This window comes from Synechococcus sp. CB0205, assembly GCF_000179255.1.
Classification (GTDB): Bacteria; Cyanobacteriota; Cyanobacteriia; order PCC-6307; family Cyanobiaceae; genus Vulcanococcus.
In genome coordinates this window covers 38927-57670 of the sequence record NZ_ADXM01000013.1, presented here as the reverse complement: position 1 = coordinate 57670, position 18744 = coordinate 38927, and the positions used below count along the sequence as shown (strand labels likewise).

General features: G+C 66.7%; 21 protein-coding genes. 10 read left to right on the top strand and 11 right to left on the bottom strand.

Features of this window, described 5'->3' with window-relative positions; all coding sequences use genetic code 11:
• Both CB0205_RS14090 and CB0205_RS0101305 read left to right on the top strand, forming a co-directional pair.
• On the top strand, positions 1-1013 hold a 1013-nt coding region (locus CB0205_RS14090; protein WP_010313420.1), incomplete at its 5' end, for an AMP-binding protein.
• Between the two features lie 46 nt (positions 1014-1059).
• The gene (locus CB0205_RS0101305; RefSeq protein ID WP_010313418.1) at positions 1060-1326 is read left to right on the top strand and encodes a TM2 domain-containing protein; all 267 of its coding nucleotides are present in this window, start codon (positions 1060-1062) and stop codon (positions 1324-1326) included.
• A 166-nt stretch (positions 1327-1492) separates the two neighbouring features.
• Here the strand turns inward: CB0205_RS0101305 and CB0205_RS0101300 are convergent, their stop codons facing one another.
• Entirely contained in the window at positions 1493-1942 is a 450-nt protein-coding gene (locus tag CB0205_RS0101300; protein WP_010313415.1) for a thioesterase family protein, read from the bottom strand.
• A 60-nt stretch (positions 1943-2002) separates the two neighbouring features.
• On the opposite strand from CB0205_RS0101300, the gene CB0205_RS0101295 reads away from it, so the two are divergent.
• The gene (locus tag CB0205_RS0101295) at positions 2003-2686 is read left to right on the top strand and encodes a hypothetical protein (protein ID WP_010313412.1); all 684 of its coding nucleotides are present in this window, start codon (positions 2003-2005) and stop codon (positions 2684-2686) included.
• Here the strand turns inward: CB0205_RS0101295 and CB0205_RS0101290 are convergent.
• Both CB0205_RS0101290 and CB0205_RS0101285 read right to left on the bottom strand, forming a co-directional pair.
• On the bottom strand, positions 2679-3107 hold the full coding sequence (locus CB0205_RS0101290) for a DUF2752 domain-containing protein (RefSeq protein WP_010313410.1): 429 nt from the start codon (positions 3105-3107) through the stop codon (positions 2679-2681). The genes CB0205_RS0101295 and CB0205_RS0101290 overlap by 8 nt on opposite strands.
• Positions 3097-4281 carry an NAD(P)H-quinone oxidoreductase subunit H gene (locus CB0205_RS0101285; RefSeq protein ID WP_010313409.1) on the bottom strand — a complete coding sequence of 395 codons (1185 nt, stop codon included), beginning with the start codon at positions 4279-4281 and terminating at the stop codon, positions 3097-3099. Before CB0205_RS0101285 ends, CB0205_RS0101290 begins: the two co-directional genes overlap by 11 nt.
• Before the next feature lie 50 nt (positions 4282-4331).
• Between CB0205_RS0101285 and rsmH the strand changes: the two genes are divergently transcribed.
• A complete protein-coding gene (gene rsmH, locus CB0205_RS0101280; RefSeq protein WP_071777917.1) occupies positions 4332-5246 on the top strand; it encodes a 16S rRNA (cytosine(1402)-N(4))-methyltransferase RsmH in 915 nt (304 codons plus the stop codon).
• Here the strand turns inward: rsmH and CB0205_RS0101275 are convergent, their stop codons facing one another.
• Both CB0205_RS0101275 and CB0205_RS0101270 read right to left on the bottom strand, forming a co-directional pair.
• Positions 5247-6017, bottom strand: coding sequence for a hypothetical protein (locus tag CB0205_RS0101275; RefSeq protein ID WP_010313403.1), 771 nt, complete (start codon positions 6015-6017; stop codon positions 5247-5249).
• A gap of 74 nt (positions 6018-6091) precedes the next feature.
• Entirely contained in the window at positions 6092-7240 is a 1149-nt protein-coding gene (locus CB0205_RS0101270; RefSeq protein ID WP_010313401.1) for a cysteine desulfurase family protein, read from the bottom strand.
• Between the two features lie 20 nt (positions 7241-7260).
• Between CB0205_RS0101270 and CB0205_RS0101265 the strand changes: the two genes are divergently transcribed.
• Genes CB0205_RS0101265 through CB0205_RS0101255 form a run of 3 tightly spaced genes read left to right on the top strand, consistent with a single transcriptional unit; the run spans position 7261 to position 9490 of the window.
• On the top strand, positions 7261-7800 hold the full coding sequence (locus CB0205_RS0101265) for a hypothetical protein (RefSeq protein ID WP_043705165.1): 540 nt from the start codon (positions 7261-7263) through the stop codon (positions 7798-7800).
• Between the two features lie 9 nt (positions 7801-7809).
• Positions 7810-8541 (top strand): response regulator transcription factor, encoded by a 732-nt coding sequence (locus CB0205_RS0101260; RefSeq protein WP_010313397.1) that lies wholly within the window; start codon positions 7810-7812, stop codon positions 8539-8541.
• Positions 8534-9490 carry an RluA family pseudouridine synthase gene (locus CB0205_RS0101255; protein ID WP_010313395.1) on the top strand — a complete coding sequence of 319 codons (957 nt, stop codon included), beginning with the start codon at positions 8534-8536 and terminating at the stop codon, positions 9488-9490. Before CB0205_RS0101260 ends, CB0205_RS0101255 begins: the two co-directional genes overlap by 8 nt.
• Here CB0205_RS0101255 and bchM read toward each other — a convergent pair.
• Together bchM and CB0205_RS0101245 are read right to left on the bottom strand one after the other, a co-directional pair.
• A complete protein-coding gene (bchM, locus tag CB0205_RS0101250) occupies positions 9461-10186 on the bottom strand; it encodes a magnesium protoporphyrin IX methyltransferase (protein WP_010313393.1) in 726 nt (241 codons plus the stop codon). The two genes, CB0205_RS0101255 and bchM, sit on opposite strands and share 30 nt — an antisense overlap.
• A 32-nt stretch (positions 10187-10218) precedes the next feature.
• The gene (locus CB0205_RS0101245) at positions 10219-11370 is read right to left on the bottom strand and encodes a hypothetical protein (RefSeq protein WP_010313391.1); all 1152 of its coding nucleotides are present in this window, start codon (positions 11368-11370) and stop codon (positions 10219-10221) included.
• Positions 11371-11402: 32 nt separating this feature from the next.
• Here CB0205_RS0101245 and purE point away from each other — a divergent pair, with 32 nt between their 5' ends.
• Both purE and CB0205_RS0101235 read left to right on the top strand, forming a co-directional pair.
• Positions 11403-11924 carry a 5-(carboxyamino)imidazole ribonucleotide mutase gene (gene purE, locus CB0205_RS0101240; protein WP_010313389.1) on the top strand — a complete coding sequence of 174 codons (522 nt, stop codon included), beginning with the start codon at positions 11403-11405 and terminating at the stop codon, positions 11922-11924.
• 30 nt (positions 11925-11954) lie between these two features.
• Positions 11955-13028 (top strand): AI-2E family transporter, encoded by a 1074-nt coding sequence (locus CB0205_RS0101235; protein WP_010313387.1) that lies wholly within the window; start codon positions 11955-11957, stop codon positions 13026-13028.
• Here the strand turns inward: CB0205_RS0101235 and cysC are convergent.
• On the bottom strand, positions 13015-13656 hold the full coding sequence (cysC, locus tag CB0205_RS0101230; RefSeq protein WP_010313385.1) for an adenylyl-sulfate kinase: 642 nt from the start codon (positions 13654-13656) through the stop codon (positions 13015-13017). The genes CB0205_RS0101235 and cysC overlap by 14 nt on opposite strands.
• Before the next feature lie 50 nt (positions 13657-13706).
• Positions 13707-14033 (bottom strand): translation initiation factor, encoded by a 327-nt coding sequence (locus tag CB0205_RS0101225; protein ID WP_010313383.1) that lies wholly within the window; start codon positions 14031-14033, stop codon positions 13707-13709.
• A gap of 236 nt (positions 14034-14269) precedes the next feature.
• Here CB0205_RS0101225 and trpB point away from each other — a divergent pair, with 236 nt between their 5' ends.
• Positions 14270-15517, top strand: a complete 1248-nt coding sequence (trpB, locus tag CB0205_RS0101220) for a tryptophan synthase subunit beta (protein WP_029626016.1) — start codon at positions 14270-14272, stop codon at positions 15515-15517.
• On the opposite strand, the gene CB0205_RS0101215 is transcribed toward trpB, so the two are convergent.
• Both CB0205_RS0101215 and CB0205_RS0101210 read right to left on the bottom strand, forming a co-directional pair.
• On the bottom strand, positions 15510-16496 hold the full coding sequence (locus CB0205_RS0101215; protein ID WP_010313379.1) for a heat-inducible transcriptional repressor HrcA: 987 nt from the start codon (positions 16494-16496) through the stop codon (positions 15510-15512). The genes trpB and CB0205_RS0101215 overlap by 8 nt on opposite strands.
• A gap of 38 nt (positions 16497-16534) precedes the next feature.
• Positions 16535-18718 carry an ABC transporter transmembrane domain-containing protein gene (locus CB0205_RS0101210; RefSeq protein ID WP_232197210.1) on the bottom strand — a complete coding sequence of 728 codons (2184 nt, stop codon included), beginning with the start codon at positions 18716-18718 and terminating at the stop codon, positions 16535-16537.
• Between the last annotated feature and the right edge of the window lie 26 nt (positions 18719-18744).

The following is an 18744-nucleotide window of genomic DNA, read 5'->3' as shown; positions in this document are numbered from 1 at the left end:
GCCGCTGGTGCCTGCAGCCCTTGGCTGGCCTGCAGCGCGCGGCCACAGCCACGGCCGAATGGCTCCTGGGCGTCGGCCTCGACCCAGGGGCCTGTGAGCTGCTCAACCCCCTGCCGCTGCACCACATCAGTGGCCTGATGCCCCTGGTGCGGGCCCAGCAGTGGCGGGTGCCCATGCGTTGTTTGCCGCCGCAGTGGTTGCGGGACCCGGCGCTGCTTGTTGAAAACGCCCCCCTCGATCGCAAGCGGCCGGCGCTGGTCTCACTGGTGCCAACGCAGCTGCAGCGGCTGCTGGAGGATCCCCGCGCTCTGGCCTGGTTGCGCGGCTGTGCCGTGATCTGGGTGGGTGGAGCGGCCTTGCCAGAGGCGCTGGCGGAGGCCTGCCGGCGCGAGGGCCTGCACCTGGCCCCCTGCTACGGCAGTACGGAGACGGGGGCGATGGTGGCGGTTCAGTTGCCGCAGGCTTTTTTGGCGGGACAGGGCGGTTGCGGCCAGCCCCTGGCCCATGCCGAGCTGCAGGTGGATCCCAGCAGCGGCGCCCTGCAGATCCGCGGTGAGAGCCTGGCGGCGGCGCTCTGGTCTGGGGAGGTCTGGGAGCCCCTGCCGCTGCAGCAGGGGTGGTGGAGCAGTGGCGACCTCGCCCGCCTTGATGCGGGTGGTCTTCAGCTGCTGGGCCGGTTGGATGGTGCGATCCAAAGCGGCGGGGAAACGGTGTTCCCTGAGCAGGTGGAGCTGGTGCTGCTGCAACGGCTGAAGGACGCGGGTTTGCCGATCGAGTCGCTGCTGCTGCTTCCCGAAGAGGACCCCCTGTGGGGCGCCCGCTTGCTGGCCCTGGTGCGGCCGGCCGGACCGCAGGACTGGCCAGCGCTGGAGCGCGCTCTGCAGCGCTTGGCTGAGCTGTTGCCTCCGGCCCAGCGGCCCCGTCAGTGGCTCTGCTGTGAGGCCTTGGAGCGCAATGCCATGGGCAAGTGGGAGCGCCAGCGCTGGCGCCATTGGCTCCAGGCCCTGCCGTGACAGATCCAGCGGCCTTTGCTAGAAGCGGCCTGTGGCGGGAGGACCGATGGTCGAGAGCAACCTCACCGAAGCCAGCAATAAAAAGCTCGCGGCTGGCCTGCTGGCGATCTTTTTGGGCTCATTCGGTGTGCACAAATTTGTGCTGGGTTACAACACCGCTGGGCTGATCATGTTGCTGGTCACGGTGTTGACCTGTGGCATCGCTGGTTTTGTGATGGGCGTGATTGGAATCATTGAGGGAATCATCTACCTCACGAAGACCCCAGAAGAATTCGAGTCGATCTACATCCAGAACAGTAAAGAGTGGTTCTGAGGTGTGGCCTTGAAGTCGGCCCATCGCTGGATCCTGCCGCTCTCCGCTTTGGTCAGTGTGGGCTTGTTCTCAACGGTTCCGGCGCAGGGATTCCACCCCTTTGCTCTTCTGGCGAGTTTGCTGCCCCTGCAACTGGCTGCGCTGTTCTGGTGCCTTGGCGTTGTTTCTAAAGGGGCTGAATCCCGCCTTGTAGGGCAGAGGCTTCCAACCAACGATTGATCCCTGGCGGTAATTCACAGCGTTGCCGGCCGTCGCTGCGGATGGCCAGATGGCGTGTGAGCCCTTCAGCGACCAGCTGGTCGTCGCTGCTGAAGCTGTAGCGCACTTCAAAGCAGCCCGGATCAAGCCGCGTCGGTTTCAGGCTGATGGCCAGCGGGGATCCGCAGACCAAAGGGCGGCGGAAATCGGCGCTGCAGTGAACGATCGGTAGCCCCACCTCTGGAGTGCAGCCAGGGGTCGGGAAAATCTCGGCTGCGTTGAGGCCAAAGCGCTCGAGGCTTTCTTCATAGGCCTCATGGCACCAGCGCAGGAGCTGTTGAAAGTGCATGACCCCGGCGGCGTCGGTTTCACCGAAACGCACGCTGCGGCAAAGCATCAACCAGCTGTTCGGATTCATTGCAGGCCGAAGTCAAACCCGCGAAGGGCTCTGCACGATGGGTTCAGTTTGAGGGATGACATGGCCTCGCCGCTGGCTACGGAATCACCCAGCATTAATCGGGCCTGGGAAGCCTTTGTTGCTCACGTGCCTGCGATTTTGTTGGCCTGGATCGCGGCGATGGGCATCAGCGTGATCGGCACGGTGGTCTATTTCGTGATCAGTGCCTTGCTGACGATGCTCAGCGGCGCCGACCCCAATGGCGGTGGAACGGTGTTGGCGATGGCCCTGGGGCAGCTCGGTCAGTTGCCCTTCATGGTCCTCTCCAGTTTCGTCGGGGTGTTGCTTGCGGCTATTCCCGCGCTCTATTACGAACGCGGTGAGGTGATTACGGTTCAGGCTGCCTTTGCAGCGCTGTTCGAGAAGCCCTGGCGTTACCTCTGGGCCGGTGTTCTGTTTACGGTCCTGGTTCTGGTGGGCTTCCTCTTTTGCGTGCTTCCAGGGGTGTTGATTTTGTTCGTCACCCCTCTCTATGTGAATCGCATTTTCAACACCAACTTGAGCGTGACCGATGCTTTTGCAGCGTCGGTCCAGGTCCTCTTTCGCTCTCCCCAGGGGATCCAGTATTTGGGTCTGGAACTGCTAACGATCCTTCTTGTTCTGGTGGTGTCGATCTGCACCTGTGGTTTTGGTGCCCTGTTGGCGCTACCAGTCAGTTCCTTCTATTTGCAGAACGCTGCCTACAACAAGGGGCTGATTAGCTGAGCTGCCCCAGCGGGAAGTGCAGCAGCCCAGGCCCTGGCCAGCCACCAAAGCTCACCCCGACGCGCAGGAGCCAATAGCCCAGGAGGGTGACGACACCAGCGCCGACTGGCCAGGCCGGGATCCCCCGCGGCAGCAGGCGCCGTTGGCGGACCGAGAACACGGACCAAGTCAGTAGGGCCCCTGCCACCACTGGGCCAAAAGCATGGAGCTGCAGGGCCCCATCAAGATTGCCGCTCAAGCTGGCGGCGGTGGCGCGGGTCAGGTAGCAGGTCGGGCAGGGAACGCCCGTGAGTGCTCGCAGCGGACAGCTCCAGCCGGGCAGGCCCGGGTGCAGGCCCTTCAGCCAGAGCGCGCCCGTGAGTCCGGCAGGCAGCAGATAGCCGCTGCGTTGAATCCGTTGAAGAAACCGATTAGCGGTCAACCGAGCCCATGATCACGTCGATCGAGCCCAGGATCGCCATGATGTCGGCCACCTTGGCCCCCTTGAGGATGTGGGGAAGGATCTGCAGGTTGGTGAAGTCGGCCGCGCGGATCTTGAAGCGCCAGGGGGTCACATCGTTGTTGCCCTGCAGGAACACACCGATCTCTCCCTTGCCTGATTCCAGACGGGTGTAGAGCTCGCCGTTGGGGATCTTGAAGGTGGGCGCCACTTTCTTGGCCACGATCTGATAGTCGAAGCCAGCGAATTCACTGCCCTTGCCCTCGGCCATGCGGCGGGCTTCCAGGTTTTCAGTCGGCCCGCCCGGGATCATTTCGCAGGCCTGCCGCAGGATCTTCAGGGACTGGCGCATCTCCTCGATGCGCACGCGGTAGCGGGCGAAGCAGTCGCCTTCCTTCTCCCAGGCCACGTTCCAGTCGAAGTCGTCGTAGCACTCGTAGTGGTCGACCTTGCGCAGGTCCCAGGGCACCCCGGAGGCGCGAAGCATTGGGCCCGACAGGCTCCAGTTGATCGCCTGCTCACGGGTGATCGTGCCGAGACCCTCAATCCGCTTGCGGAAGATCGGGTTGTTGGTGATCAGCTTTTCGTATTCGTCGATCTTGGGGCCGAACCAGTCGCAGAAGTCCAGGCACTTGTCCAGCCAGCCGTAGGGCAGGTCCGCTGCAACACCACCAATGCGGAAGTAGTTGTTGTTGATCAGACGCTGACCGGTGGCTGCTTCCCAGAGGTCGTAGATCATCTCCCGCTCGCGGAAGATGTAGAAGAACGGCGTCTGGGCGCCCACGTCCGCCAGGAAGGGGCCAAGCCAGAGCAGGTGGTTGGCGATGCGGTTGAGCTCAAGCATCAACACGCGGATGTAGCTGGCCCGCTTGGGCACCGGCACGTCGGCCAGGCGCTCCGGGGCGTTGACCACGATCGCCTCGTAGAACATCCCAGCCGCATAGTCCATGCGGCTGACGTAGGGCACGAACATCACGTTCGTGCGGTTCTCGGCAATTTTTTCCATGCCGCGGTGGAGGTAGCCGATGACCGGCTCGCAATCAACCACGTCCTCACCGTCCAGGGTCACCACAAGCCGCAGCACCCCGTGCATCGAGGGGTGGTGGGGCCCGAAGTTGACCACCATCGGCTCCGTGCGCGTTTCCAGCTGCGTCATGGGGCCGAGGAAGAGGGCTCGCTGGCGGGATCTTAGGAAGGAAGGGCCCGTTGCTTACACCTCCGCTGGCACAGGCCTTTGATCACGTGCCTGTGCTGGCGGCGCAGGTCTTGGCCAGTTTCACTGCGCTGGAACCCCTTTTGCAGGAGCGGGGCGGTGGCCTGCTGATCGATTGCACCCTCGGTGGGGGCGGCCACAGCGCCCTGTTGCTCGAGGCACACCCAGGCCTGAAGCTCGTGGGCTTGGACCAGGACCCCACGGCCCGCCAGGCCGCGGCGGAGCGCCTGGAGCCCTTTGGCGATCGGGTCAGCATCGTCGCGACCAACTTTGCGGACTACCAGCCCCAGGAGCCAGCTCTGGCGGTGATGGCGGATCTGGGGGTCAGTAGTCCCCAGTTGGATGTGGCGGAGCGGGGCTTCAGCTTTCGCCACGACGGTCCCCTGGACATGCGCATGAACCCTCAGGCCGGGGAGACCGCGGCGGAGCTCATCGAGCGCCTGGAGGAGACGGAACTGGCGGATTTGATCTACGCCTATGGAGAGGAGCGGCTCTCCCGCCGCATCGCCCGCAAGATCAAGCAGCACCTCGCTGAACAGGGGCCTTTCGCCGGCACCGATGCCCTGGCCTACCTGGTGGCGGGTTGCTACGCCCCCAAGGCGCGCCGCGGACGGATCCATCCCGCGACCCGCACCTTCCAGGCCCTGCGCATCGCCGTCAACGATGAACTCGGGGTCCTGGATCGCCTGCTCCAGCAAGCCCCCGACTGGTTAGAGCCCGGCGGCCTGATGGGGGTGATCAGTTTCCACTCCCTTGAGGATCGCCGCGTCAAAACCGCCTTCAGCAGTGATGAGCGGCTGCAACGGGTGACCCGAAAACCAGAAACGGCTGGAGAGGAGGAGCAGAGCTCCAACCCTCGCAGCCGTTCCGCGAAATGGCGCGTCGCTAGGCGGCGCGATCTGAGCTGATCAGTTGTTGCTCATGATCCTGGTGTGGTCCTGGCTGCCGAAGAGCTGGCGGTAGGCCGCGGTGCTCACGCAGATCAGCACCGGAGCCAGCACCAGCAGGCCGCCGGCGTTGAACAGGTAGGCGACGCCAGCGACGACGCTCTCGACGATCACGAACCAGAGCACGGTCCACCAGCTGGGGTTGACCCCGTCGATGCCGGCCTGCAGGGTCTCCACAGGACGCTTGGTGCCATAGAGGGACATCGGCACCAGGAACTGCTGGGTCACCACCAGCCAGATCTTGAAGATCGCGAAGGCGATCACGGGGATCCAGAACAGCACGGTGTTGACCTTGCCGAGACCGAAGCCGATGCCCCAGGCGACGGCGCCCACGACGGCCAGCACGATCACCAGCAGCAGGCTGGAGCCGAAGAGGCGGCCGCTGGCATCGCTATCCCAGCGGGTGAAGCTGCTGAAGCTGGGTTTCTGGCCTTCGAGGCTGGTCCAGGCACCGCGGGTCAGCCCCACGGCGGCCCAGAGGGCCACGATGATGTAGCCGATGATTCCGACCACCAGGCCGATCTTGGTGGCGACGGGATGAAGCAGGGCCGGAGCGCCCAGGGCCAGGTGCAGCAGGCCGCTGGTGATCAGGCCGATGAAGGGGGCCATGATCACCAGCACCAGCACCTGGAAGAGCACGAAGGGCCAGGGGGCGCGGCAGAAGGCCTGCCAGCCATCCTCAATCGCTCGCAGGATCGAGAGCTTGTTGGTGCCTGGGGTGGGCAATCCCATCGAAAAAGCAGGTGTTTGGCCGGAAAGTAGCGACCGCGACAGCGCCTGCCTACCAATGTTGAGCTTTTGAAGCGCTAGGCCCGGCGAAGGGTCTTGAGCGTTTCCTCCAGGACGTCCCCCGCCCGCTCCACATCGGCGACGCTGCTCGAGCGCCCCAGGCTGAAGCGCACCGAGGCTGCGGCCTCCAGGCGGCTGCGGCCTAGGGCTTGGAGCACGTGGGAGGGTTCGCCCGCGGCGCAGGCGGAGCCGCTGCTGACCGCCAGGCTGCGGCGCAGGGCTTGATGCAGGGCGGTGCCCTCGACGCCCTTGATGCTGATGTTGAGGTTGTGGGGCAGGCAGGGGGCTTCGGCGCCGTTGCGCTGGATGCCGCCCAGGGCCTGGCAGCGCTGCCAGAGGGCATCCCTCAGCCCGGCGAGTCGCAGGCCCCGCGCCTCGCGATCCGCCTCGGCCAGCTCCACGGCCTTGGCGAGGCCGACGATTAAGGGCACCGGCAGGGTGCCCGCCCGCAGGCCCCGCTCTTGGCTGCCCCCGTGCTGTTGCGGCGCGAGATCGACCCCAGGGGCGATGGCCAGGGCGCCGATGCCCTTGGGGCCATAGAGCTTGTGACCACTGAAGCTGAGCAGGTCGATGCCAAGCGTGAGCGGCTGCAGGGGCAGATGGCCGACCGCCTGGGCGCCATCGCAGTGGAACAGCACCTGCTGCTGGCGGCAGAGCTGGCCGATGGCCTCGAGCGGTTGGAGAACGCCGATCTCGTTATTGGCGGCCATGACGCTGACGAGCAGTGTCTCCGGGCTCAGGGCGGCCTCGAGCTGCTGCAGGTCGATCAGTCCATTGGCCTGGGGCGCCAGGCAGACCAGCTCAAAGCCATGCCCCGCCAGATATCGCATTGGATCGAGCACGGCCCGGTGCTCGGTCGCCAGGCAGATCAGGCGCCGGCGGGGGCCGCCGCGACGTAACTCCGCCTCTGCCACCCCCTTGATTGCCAGGTTGTTGGCTTCGCTGGCACCGCTGCAGAAGATCAGCTCCTCAGCCGTCAGACCCAGGGCGCCGGCGATGGCGGCCCTGGACTGCTGGACCACCGCAGCGGCGGACAGCCCGGGTCGATGCAGGCGGCTGGCGGGGTTGGCGAACGCGTCGCTCCACCAGGGCGCCATCGCTTCCACCACCGCCGGATCGCAGGGGGTGGTGGATTGATAGTCGAGATAGGTGACGCCGGAGGCCATGGACGCCCATGCTGGCAACCATGCTGCCGAACTCGGGCGCCATGGGCCGTCGTATTGCACTGCTGTCGTTGCTGCTGGGCGCCGCCGCCGCTGCAGGGCTAGGCGCCCAGGCCCAGGAGGTGCGCGATGGCGTTTTCTTCAAGCCCTCGGAGCAGCGCCCGGCCGATCTGGTGGTGCTGCGTGAATGGGGCACGATCGAGGGGGTGCACCTGATTGGGGTGCACGGCGTGAAGCCCGATCCCAATGACCCCACGGCGCGAACCATCGTCGTCTGGGTGGAATCCCCGACTGGGGTGGAGCTGGCCGTGGACAACCTGCGCTGCAGTGCCAATGCGCCGATGCGTCTGACCAAGCGCCGCAACGAACTCTTGATCAAGGAGCTCAACCCCGGCGGTCAGGTCACCGAGGCCAACCGCTTAGATCACAAGATCTGGTGGGCCGCCTGTTTCCCCGAGCAGGCCGGCAAGGATCCCGCCACCCTCACGGCCCTGGCCAAGCAGTTGGGCTACTCCGGCCAGCTGATCGAGCAGCAGCAGGTCCTGCCTGGAAACCCTCGATAGATTGCGGCGATGAGCCTCGAACCTGATACCCAACAAGACCTCACGCCAGCGGCACCAGCCCGTTTGCTGTTGGTGGATGACGAACCGGGGTTGCGCACGGCCGTGCAGGCCTACCTCGAAGACGAGGGCTTTGTCGTCACGACGGCCGTCGATGGAGAGGACGGTTGGGCTAAGGCCCAGGAGCTGCTGCCCGACGTGGTGATCAGCGACGTGATGATGCCCCGCCTGGATGGCTACGGCCTGCTGCGCAAGCTGCGGGAGGACGAGCGCCTGGGCGGCACCCCCGTCATTTTCTTGACGGCCAAGGGCATGACGGCCGATCGCATCGAGGGCTTCCAGGCCGGCTGCGATGACTACATCCCCAAGCCGTTTGACCCCGACGAGCTGGTGGCGCGGGTGCACAACGTGGTCAAGCGCCAGGAGCGCCTGTTGACCGAGGCCGCCCGCTTCGCCGATGCCGACATCGGCCAGATGGCCAAGCAGATCACCGAGATCCGCTCCCTGCTGGCCACCGGTGGCAGCAAGCAGCCCACCGCGGCGGTCAAGCACGAGTTCACCCCCCGGGAGGCCTCGGTGCTGCAGCTGGTGGCGGAGGGAATGATGAACAAGGAGATCGCCCGCCGCCTGGAAACCTCGATTCGCAACGTCGAGAAGTACGTCAGCCGGCTGTTCACCAAGACCGGCACCGCCAGCCGCACGGAGCTGGTGCGCTACGCCCTCGAAAACGGACTGGTTGAGTAGCGCCTGGCTGCCGGCGGCCCTCAACCGCGGTCACCGCTACCGGGACCGGGTCCAGGCGGCCGCCCAGAGCACGGTTGGCTACTACGCCGAGCGCTATGGCCATTCCGATCCGTCGGTGTGGAGGGAGCGCCTGGCCGCCGGTGAGATCTGGTGCAACGGCCAGCAGCTCCGGGCCGATGCAGCGTTGGCAGCCGGGGATCAGCTGATCTGGCATCGGCCCCCCTGGGAGGAGGCCGCCGTGCCGGTGCTGAGTCAGCGCGCGGTCGTCTTCGATGACGGTGATCTGCTGGTGCTGAACAAACCCAGCGGCCTGCCGGTGTTGCCCGCCGGTGGATTCCTGGAGCACACCCTGCTGACGCAGCTCCAGACTTGGGCGCCCGAGGCCCGGCCCGTGCATCGCCTGGGGCGATTCACTTCGGGCCTGCTGGTCTGCGCGCGGCAGCGGGAGACCCGGGGGCAGCTCAGTGCCCAGCTGCGGGAGAGCACCGCAGCATCAGCCGCCAGCCGGGGCTGTCTGAAGGTCTACCGCGCCCTGACCGAGCCCTTGGCGGCCGACTGGCGCTGCGGCGAGAGCCGAGCGATCACGGTTCCCATTGGCCGGCGGCCCCATGCGCTGCTGGGGCAGTTGTGGTGCGCGGCCCTCCCCGGCGATTCCTCAGCCCTGGAGTCCCGTAGTGCCTTGACCCTGCTCGAGCGCCGGCCGGAGCGCTGTTTGGTGGAGATGGAGATTGCGACGGGACGGCCGCATCAGATCCGGATTCACACCGCCGCCTTGGGCTCCCCACTGCTGGGGGATCCCCTGTATCTGCCGGGCGGAGTAGCGCGCCCTGAGGTGCTGCCCGGAGCCGGTGGCTACCAGCTCCATGCCCATCGCCTGCGTTTGGAGCCGAGGGGTTTGGCGCTGGAGGCGCCCCTGCCCTCAGGCCTTCTCGAATGCCAGCAGCCGTGAGAAGTAGAAGGGGGCTTTGTTCAGGCTGCGGCGCTTGAGCACGAAGCCCGCCGCTTCAGCGGCCTGGACAATTCCCTTCTCGCGCAGGGTGTAGGCGCGGGTGGTTTTGCTGGGTCCAGGGAAGAGCTGGCCGATCTTCTTGAGCACCGCCAACACCGGTGTGTAGGGGGCAAAGCTGACGATCAGGTGCTTCTCAGCCATGGAGGCGAGGTAGCGCACCATGTCCTCGGCGGGTTCCTGGGGGTAGTGGATGAAGACATCCAGGCAGACCACGGTGTCGTAGCTGCCGCTCAGGCTCTCCAGATCGGAGGCCAGGTAGCTGACGCGCCCTGGGGCGATGCCGGCTTCATTGGCCCGGCGCTCGGCTTCCTGGACCATGGCCCCCGAGAGGTCGGAGGCGGCAATCGAGCCGGCGCCCAGCTGCGCCAGCGGCAAGGTCAGGCTGCCGACGCCACAGCCGGCATCACAGAAGCTGCGGCCGCCCAGATTCCCCTGCTCCTGGAGCCAGGCCAGCACGTTGTCGACGGTCTTCTGGTGGCCGATGCGGATGTTCCGCTGCACCTTGTTGACGTCACTGGACTCGCTGTAGATGCGGTTCCAGCGATCGAAACCGGTTGTTTCGAAGTAGCCCTTCACCTCTTGCTTCTCGGCCTGCTTCTCGGCGGCCTTGTCGTTGAGCAGCTGATCGGCGGGCATTCGGCGCAGGGGGAAGATGGGGCGGATCCTATTCAGGCGGCCCGGCTCCAGCGCAGCTCAGCACTGGTCCCGCTCCAGCGCAGGGTTTCGCCGAGGGGCAGGCCCTGCAGTTGCTCCCGCACACGGGTTGGCGCACCCAGCAGGCGCCGGGGCAGGACGGTGGCCGCGGCGATGGCGCGATCGGCATCGCCACTCCACCTGGCCAGGCGCCTGACCGCCTCGAGCAGGGGCAGGGTGACCCCGGCCAAGGTGCCGTCTTCGAGCCGGCAGCTCCCCTGTTCGACGATCAGGGTGCGCTCATCCCAGCGGTGCAGCCCGTCGGCCAGGCCATAGGGAGCGAGGGCATCGCTCACCAGCACGACCTGCTCGGGTGCCAGCCGCTGCAGCAGGACCGCCATGGTCGGATCCACATGGACGCCATCGGCGATTAAGCCCAGGGCTACGTCCCCGCGTCGGACGGCGGCGCCAATCGGTCCAGGACTGCGGTGTTGCAGTCCTGCCATCGCATTGAAGCTGTGGGTGAGCATCCCCACCCCCTGCTCGAAGGCATGGGAGGCCTGCTCCGCCGTGGCCTCGCTGTGCCCGAGGCTGACCACAATCCCTCGGCTGCGCAGGGCGGCGATCACCGCATCGGCACCCGGTAATTCCGGCGCCAGGGTTACCAGGGCGATGTCCTCTTCGAAGCCGCCGATGCGGGCCTCGAGGGCCTCCAGGCTGGGGCTTGCGAGGTGCTCGGCCGGGTGGGCTCCGCGTTTGCCATGGGCGAGAAAGGGGCCCTCCAGGTGTGCCCCCAGCAGCCGGCAGCGGCCGCGTTGGTGCTCTGCGCGCGCGTCCCTCAGCACCCCCAGGGCTTGGCGCAGGGGGGCGACCCCGCAGGTGACCAGCGTGGGACTGATGGCTTCCACCCCATCGCGCCAGAGCAGCTCCAGCAGCTCCAGCAATTTGGGCAGATCGCTGGGTTGCAATTCGGGGAAGGCCAGTCCGAGGCCACCGTTGATTTGCAGATCGATGCCGGCGGGACTGAGCCAGTCGCCAGACCAGTTCTCACCGGCGGCGGCGCTTCCCTGGGGCAGCGGCTGGATGGCGGCGATCTGCTCCTGGGCGAGGCCAATGCGCCAGAGCCCCGGCTCTCCAGGCAGGCGAACGTGGCTCAGCCAGCGCATTCGATGCGAGAACGGAACCATGTCATCCTCGCTGCGAACGCTGAAACGTGCCGATGTCTGACGCTGCGCTGGTGGCCGTGGTGATGGGGAGCGACTCTGATCTGCCCACCATGCAGCCCGCCGTGGAGATGCTCAACCGCCTCGGGGTGCCCGTGGAGGTCCGCGTGCTCTCGGCGCACCGCACGCCCATGGAGATGGTGGAGTTCGCCCAAGCCGCCGCCGGCCGCGGTTTCAAGGTGATCATCGCCGGGGCTGGCGGGGCGGCTCACCTGCCCGGGATGGTGGCGTCCCTCACGGTCTTGCCGGTGATTGGCGTTCCGGTTCAGACCCGGGCCCTCTCCGGGGTGGATTCCCTGCATTCGATCGTGCAGATGCCCGCTGGTATTCCCGTGGCCACCGTGGCGATCGGCAACGGGGCGAACGCTGGCCTGCTCGCCGCGCAAATTTTGGCGACGGCCGATGGGGCCCTCTCCGCTCGCCTGGCGGAGTACCGCCAGTCCCTCCACGATCAGGTGGTGGCCAAGGACGCCCGCTTGCTGGAGCTGGGCAGTGCCGCTTACTTGGCACAGATGTGATCGGTTGGGGCGGTGTTGTTGGGGTGACCCATGCTTGAACGTCTGGTTCTGCCGCCCTGGTTGCGCCTGAGCCTGGCGCTGCCGCTGTTGGCCTTGAACCTGTGGGTTCTGCGGCAACTGCTTCTGCCGCTGGCCCCCTTCCCTGCCCTGTTCGTCGGGGCTGCGCTGATTGCGTTCCTGCTGGATCTCCCCACCCGTTGGTTGGCTCGCCGTGGCCTCCCCCGGGGTTTGGCGGTGTTGCTGGTGGTCGGCCTGTCCCTGACCCTGTTGGTCTTGGCTGCCCTCTGGTTGGTGCCCCGCCTGATTGAGCAGCTGGGTGAGCTGATCAATTCCCTGCCCTCTTGGTTGGTGGAGGCGGAGGGCGTGCTGGATCGCCTGGAGGTCTGGGCTGCCGATCGGGGACTGCCCACCGAATTCACGGACCTCAGCAGCACCCTGTTCGCCCGGGCTAGTCAGCTGGCCAGCCAGCTCAGCCAACGGGCTCTCGGGATCCTGGGGGCCACCGTCGGCCTGACGGTCAACGTGGTGATCGTGGCGGTCCTGGCCCTGTTCCTGTTGCTGGGCGGCGACCCGATCGTGGCGGGCTTGGCCCGCTGGCTTCCCGAGGGAACGCGGACGTTGGTCACCGGCACCTTGAACCGCACCTTCCGGGGGTACTTCGCCGGGCAGGTGCTGCTGGCCTTGATCCTCAGCGCCCTGCAGATCGTGGTGTTCACCCTGCTGGGGATTCCCTATGGGGTGCTGTTCGCGGTGGCGATCGGCTTCACCACCCTGGTGCCCTATGCCAGCGCCCTGACGATTGTCTTGGTGAGTGTGCTGCTGGCCTTGGATGACCCCCGCACCGGCATCGAGGTGCTGGTGGCGGCCATCAGCGTCGGTCAGGTTGTGGATCAGGTGATCCAGCCCCGCTTGATGGGCAGCATCGTTGGTCTGCAGCCCGCTTGGCTCCTGGTCTCCCTGCCCGTTGGCGCCCGCGTGGGCAGCTTGATGGGCTTCGGCGACCTGCTGGGCCTGTTGCTGGCGGTTCCGGTCGCCAGCTGCTTGAAAACCTTTTTGGATGCCTGGGGGCAGCAGCCTGCCCCCGACGTGATCACTGGGGAATGACGCCCGCTTCCCGCAGGTGGTTGATCACCAGCTCCACGCAGGCCTCGAGGCTCTGGCTGCCGGTGTCCACCCGCAGTTCCGGCGTCTCAGGGGCCTCGTATGGGCTGGAGATGCCTGTGAATTCCTTGATTTCACCCGCGCGGGCTTTGGCGTAGAGCCCCTTGGTGTCGCGCTCTTCGCAAACGCTCAGGTCGGCGGCGCAGTGGATCTCGACAAAGTCGCCGTTCTCCACCAGGGAGCGGGCGCGGTCTCGGTCGGCCTTGAAGGGGGAGACAAAGGCCGTCAGCACCACCACGCCGGCGTCCAGGAACAGCTTGCTGACCTCGCCAATCCGGCGAATGTTCTCCTCGCGATCGGCATCGGAGAAGCCCAGGTCCTTGCAGAGCCCGTGGCGGATGTTGTCGCCGTCCAGCACGTAGCAGGCCAGGCCGCGCTCAAACAGCGCCTGGTTGACCGCGTTGGCGAGGGTGCTCTTGCCGGAACCACTCAGGCCGGTGAACCAGAGGATGGCGCTGCGATGGCCGCGCTGCTCAGCCCGGGCGGCGCGATCCACCGACGCGTGGTGCCAGGCGATGTTGGTGGAGGCGCCCTTGTTGGTGAGCTCTCCGTAGGTGGGAGATGCGGTCATGGCGGGCCTTGGAGCAATGTCGGGCCATTGTCGCCGCCGACCGCTCCGGCTCAGCCGCCCGCTTGCTTGGGCCGGTAGCCCGCTTTCTCCAGGGCCGCCAGGGCGGCGCTCACCTGGTCGCCCTGCAGTTCGATCACTCCGTCCTTCACCGTCCCGCCCGTTCCGGCGGCGGCCTTGAGCTGTTTCAGCAGGGCCTTGAGATCGCTTTCGGCGGCCTCCAGCCCCGTGATGGCCGTCACCATCTTTCCGCCCTTGCCGGCCTTGGTGCGCTGCACCCGCACGCGCTGTTGGGCCTTGGCCGTCGATTCCGCAGGGGCACTGCTGGCCCGTTGCAGGCTTTCAGGCCGTGTGAATTCTTGCCAGCCTCCCTTCGGCATCGCTTTGGATGTGTCTTGGTTCCAGTTCAGCGCAACGGAGGTCCGCGATGGATTTGCCGGCCGTTCAGGTAGAGGTCTGCCGTCCTGGCCCAAGTGGCGCTGCCTTGTCCACCTCCGTGAGCGGCAGTGATCCCTGCACTGCAGGGGGTCAGCGCATCCGTATCGATCAGCCCGCCGGCTGGCCAGTCCTGCCGCCCCCGCCAGTTCCTAACCTTGACTGACTCCGCGCGCACCTGGTGACCAGCACCGTTCCTTCGATGACGTCGGCATTGGCGCTGGAGTCACGGCCCAACAGCCTGGGTCGCTACGGCCAATTTGGCGGTCAGTACGTTCCCGAGACCCTGATCCCCGCCCTGGCGGAACTGGAGCGGGCCGCTGCAGAAGCCTGGAAGGATCCCGCGTTCACGGAGCGGCTCAATCACCTGCTGCGCAACTACGTCGGCCGGCCGACCCCCCTCTACGAAGCGGAACGGCTGAGCGAGCACTACCGCCGCGCCGAGGGCGGCCCGCGCATTTGGTTGAAGCGCGAAGACCTCAATCACACCGGCGCCCACAAGATCAACAACGCCCTGGGCCAGGCACTCCTGGCCCTGCGGATGGGCAAAAAGCGGATCATTGCCGAAACCGGTGCGGGCCAGCACGGTGTGGCTACCGCCACGGTCTGTGCGCGCTTTGGCCTCGAGTGCGTCGTCTATATGGGAGCCGAGGACATGCGCCGTCAGGCCCTGAACGTCTTCCGGATGCGTCTGCTGGGGGCAACGGTTCAGCCCGTCACCGCTGGCACCGCCACCTTGAAGGACGCCACCAGTGAGGCGATCCGCGATTGGGTCACCAACGTTGAGACGACCCACTACATCCTGGGTTCCGTCGCAGGCCCCCATCCCTTCCCGATGCTGGTGCGCGATTTCCATGCCGTGATCGGCGAGGAGACCAAGCGCCAGTGCCATGAGGCCTTTGGCCGTAACCCCGATGTCCTGGTGGCCTGCGTTGGTGGGGGCTCCAATGCCATGGGTCTGTTCCACCCCTTTGTCCAGGACACCGACGTCCGCTTGATCGGCGTGGAAGCGGCCGGCGATGGCGTTCCCACCGGTCGCCATGCCGCCACCATTACCGAGGGTCGCGTAGGTGTGTTGCACGGGGCGATGAGCCTGCTGCTCCAGGACGAGGAGGGGCAGGTGCAGGAGGCGCACTCCATCAGTGCCGGCCTGGATTACCCCGGTGTGGGCCCTGAGCACAGCTATCTCAAGACCATCGGCCGGGCTGAGTACGGCGCCGTTACGGATGCGGAGGCCCTCGATGCTCTGCAGCTGCTCTGCCAGCTGGAGGGCATCATCCCGGCCTTGGAGACCGCCCACGCCTTTGCCTGGCTCGACAAGCTCTGCCCCACCCTGGCCCCAGGGAGCGAGGTGGTGCTCAACCTCTCCGGCCGCGGCGACAAGGACGTCAACACGGTTGCCGACCGCCTGGGCAGCGCCCTCAGCTGAGCAGCCGATCGAGGTAGCCCGCGACGCTCTCCACCGCTGAACGAGCGGTGGAGTAGGCCATGCGCATGGGGCCGATCAGGGCGACGTGGCCGTCGTTGCCGTAGCTGGCTTGCACCACTGCGCAGTCCTGCAGGGCGGGATGGGGGTGCTCTGAGCCAATCCAGACCCCGCCCCTGCCGCTGGCGGCCTTGCTGCGCAGAACCTGTTGGGGCTCCAGCTCCACAAGTTGCAGCAGCGGTTTCAGGCTGGAGCTGCGTTGGAATTCCGGTTGGCCAAGCAGTCCCGCCACCCCGAGGCTGACGGCGCCTTCGCTGCTGTTGCCCCGGGCCAGGTTGTGGCTGCTGAGGCCCTGCCGCAGCAATTCGCCGCTGCTTCCCAGTTGGCTGGGGAGTGCCTTCCAGTTCAGGCGACCAGTACCCCCCTGGAGTTGATCGCTGGCCCAGCGCTCCAGGGCTGGCACCTGGGCACCCAGTTCCTCGGGCATCCGCAGGTTGAGACAACTGGCGGCGGCCCCCTTTTCCACGAGCAGCACCAGTAACCGGTCGTCGCTTGGGACCAGCCGGACCGTCTCGAGGCGTCCCCCCATCTCCTGGGGCCGGGTGATCAGGCTCATCAGGCCCGTGAGGTCGGCCAGGCGGCGGGCGAGCTGCAGCAGCAGGTCATCCAAGGCGGCCCATTGCAGGCTCAACCCCGTGAGCTCACGGTTGAGTTGATTGGCGGCGGCACCGGGGGCGGGCAGGAGGCAGTCCACGTAGTGGCGATACCCCAGTTGGCTCGGAACGCGGCCGGCGGAGGTGTGCGGTTGGGTGAGCAGGCCCCGCTGCTCCAGGGCTCCCATGGCGGAGCGCACCGTGGCTGGGCTGGCCTGGAGGTCAAAGCGCCGCACCAGGGTTTGGCTGCCCACGGGCTCCGTGGTGTCGACGTAGTGCTGCACCGTCGCCTGAAGCACCTGCTGTTGCCGTCGGGGCAGGGGCTGCAAAACGGTGCACTGATGCCGCTTTGCGGATGCTACGGGGCCTACACGCTAGCGCGGGCTGAATGCAGGAAAAAGCGGCGGTAGTCCGGGTCCTGATCGAGCAAATCCAGGAAGCGATCCCGGTCGAGCCGCAGCAGCAGTCCGTCTCCCCGCGCCCGCACGGTGACGGCCCGGGGGTGGTCCTCGATCAGGCCTGCGTCGCCGAAGAAGTCCCCCTCCTCCACCAGCCCCTGTTTGATCGGAGTCCCGCCCCAGAGATCGTTCTGCAGCACCTCCAAGGTGCCGGCCACCACCACATAGAAGGCGTCCGGGGCGTCCCCTTCGCGGAAGACCTCCTCGCCATGGCGGATCCGATCGCTGACGAATTCCGAGGCCAGCCAACGCAGCAGCTTGGGATCGACGCCGTGGAACAGGGGGATGGTGGCCAGGCGCTCGGGCGTGATCCGGACCCGTTGCCCCAGCTCCAGGTTGAAGCCGCTCATCTGCCGGTGCCAGAAGGAGGCATAGAGCCCGCCAGCGGCCAACAGATCGTTGTGGTGGCCGAGCTCCACCACTTGGCCTTGATCGATCACGGCGATCTGGTCCATGGCCGCAGCGGCCCGCAGCCTGTGCAGCACGGAGACCACCGTGCGGCCCTCGCTCAAGCGACGCAGTGTGGTGTTGATTGCTTCTTCGGTGCTGGGATCGAGGGCGCTGGTGGCTTCATCCAGCAGCAGCAGCTGGGGGTTGCGCACGATCGCCCGGGCAATGGCGATCCGTTGTTTCTGGCCACCGGAGAGGCGCCCGCCACCGGAGCCGACCGGGGTCTGGAGGCCGTTGGGTAGGGACTGAATCAGTTCCCCGAGCTCGGCGGCTAGGGCTGCATCGAGGACCTCCTGATCGGACGCATCGAGCCGGCCCAGGCGGATGTTGTCCGCGATCGAGAGATCGAACAGGACGGTCTCCTGCGGGACCAACGCCACCTGCTCAAGCCAGGCGCCCCGGTCGGTGGTGCTCAAGGGCACGCCATCGACCCGCAGGCCACCGCGCTGGGGCTCGATTTGCCGCAGCAGCAGTCGAAGCACGGTGCTTTTCCCGCCGCCGCTGGGGCCCACCAGGGCAAGGGAGCTGTTGGCGGGGATCGTCAGGTTGAGTCCGTCCAGGCCGCCACCACCCGGGTAGCGGAACTGCACCTGCTCGATCCTCAGCTCCTTCCGCAAGGCCGGGGGGCTGGGTTCGATCCCCCGGGCCAGCGCCGGCCGTTGCTCGGAGCGCTTGGCGGCGGGCAGCTGCTGCTCCAGCAGGTTCAGGGCCGTCGTGGCGGCCTGGAGTGGGAGAAGGGAGGCGCCCAGCTGCCACATGCCGCTGACCATGGCCGTGGCGATCCCCAGGGCGGAGACCAGCTGGCCCACCGTGAGTTGCCCTTGAAGCACCAACCAGGTGCCCAGGGCAAAGACGCTCACCAGCGTGAGCATGGCGGAAGCGGTCAGGGCGGCCTGTTGCAGGCCCGACATCGCTCCGACCCGCTGGGCCCAGCGCATCAGGTCCCGGTTGCGACGGTTGAATTCCGAGCGGGTGGTGCTGCGCAAACCGAATAGGTCCACCAACTCCCGGCTGCGCAGCCGTTCGCCGGCGTAGCTCAGCAGCCGTCCGGCCTGCTCGACCCGAGCCTCTTCCCGCCTGGCCAGGGCCGGGGTGAAGGCCACCTGGCTCACGAGCAGCAGCGGCGTGAGCACCACGGCGACCAGGGCGAGCCGCCAATCGCTGGTGAACAGCAGCAGCACCCCAAGCAAGAGCTGCGCCACCGTCCAGGTGAAGAGGGGGAGCTGGCTGACGACCGCGTTTTCCAGGGTTGGAATCTGCAGCGCCAGCAAGCCCTGCTCCCCCCCTTCGGCGCGGCCATCGGTGGGGTTTGGTTGCTCCAGCAGATGGCCGAAGAGCCGCTGGCGAAAGCTCGTGCCCAGTTGGCTACCGAGGGCGGCAAACAACTTGATCGAGAAGCCGTTGCAGACCACCGCCAGCAGGAGCCAGGCGCAGGGCAGCAGCACCAGCACCGCCACCGGTGGCCCGCCGCTGGGGTTGCCAATCACCTGGTCGATCACCAGCTGCAGCAGCACCGGGATGCCCACCATCAGCAGCGGATCGGGCAACACCGTGAGGATCGCCAGGACCGCCTTCAGCCGTTGATTGCCGAAGTAGCGCCACAGTCGTAGGGGCAGCAGCAGCGGAAACATCGGCCGGCTCATCCAGCCAACCGATAGCAATCACAGCC

Bases quoted from the DNA above. Each gene is read 5' to 3' on its own strand.
- CB0205_RS0101210 (WP_232197210.1), bottom strand. From the start codon at position 18,718: ATGAGCCGGCCGATGTTTCCGCTGCTGCTGCCCCTACGACTGTGGCGC.
- bchM (WP_010313393.1), bottom strand. From the start codon at position 10,186: ATGCCCGCCGATCAGCTGCTCAACGACAAGGCCGCCGAGAAGCAGGCC.
- CB0205_RS0101235 (WP_010313387.1), top strand. From the start codon at position 11,955: ATGCTTGAACGTCTGGTTCTGCCGCCCTGGTTGCGCCTGAGCCTGGCG.
- purE (WP_010313389.1), top strand. From the start codon at position 11,403: ATGTCTGACGCTGCGCTGGTGGCCGTGGTGATGGGGAGCGACTCTGAT.
- CB0205_RS0101260 (WP_010313397.1), top strand. From the start codon at position 7,810: ATGAGCCTCGAACCTGATACCCAACAAGACCTCACGCCAGCGGCACCA.
- CB0205_RS0101245 (WP_010313391.1), bottom strand. From the start codon at position 11,370: ATGGTTCCGTTCTCGCATCGAATGCGCTGGCTGAGCCACGTTCGCCTG.
- CB0205_RS0101295 (WP_010313412.1), top strand. From the start codon at position 2,003: ATGGCCTCGCCGCTGGCTACGGAATCACCCAGCATTAATCGGGCCTGG.
- CB0205_RS0101300 (WP_010313415.1), bottom strand. From the start codon at position 1,942: ATGAATCCGAACAGCTGGTTGATGCTTTGCCGCAGCGTGCGTTTCGGT.
- CB0205_RS0101275 (WP_010313403.1), bottom strand. From the start codon at position 6,017: ATGGGATTGCCCACCCCAGGCACCAACAAGCTCTCGATCCTGCGAGCG.
- CB0205_RS0101285 (WP_010313409.1), bottom strand. From the start codon at position 4,281: ATGACGCAGCTGGAAACGCGCACGGAGCCGATGGTGGTCAACTTCGGG.
- CB0205_RS0101225 (WP_010313383.1), bottom strand. From the start codon at position 14,033: ATGCCGAAGGGAGGCTGGCAAGAATTCACACGGCCTGAAAGCCTGCAA.
- CB0205_RS0101265 (WP_043705165.1), top strand. From the start codon at position 7,261: ATGCTGCCGAACTCGGGCGCCATGGGCCGTCGTATTGCACTGCTGTCG.
- CB0205_RS0101305 (WP_010313418.1), top strand. From the start codon at position 1,060: ATGGTCGAGAGCAACCTCACCGAAGCCAGCAATAAAAAGCTCGCGGCT.
- cysC (WP_010313385.1), bottom strand. From the start codon at position 13,656: ATGACCGCATCTCCCACCTACGGAGAGCTCACCAACAAGGGCGCCTCC.
- CB0205_RS0101270 (WP_010313401.1), bottom strand. From the start codon at position 7,240: ATGGCCTCCGGCGTCACCTATCTCGACTATCAATCCACCACCCCCTGC.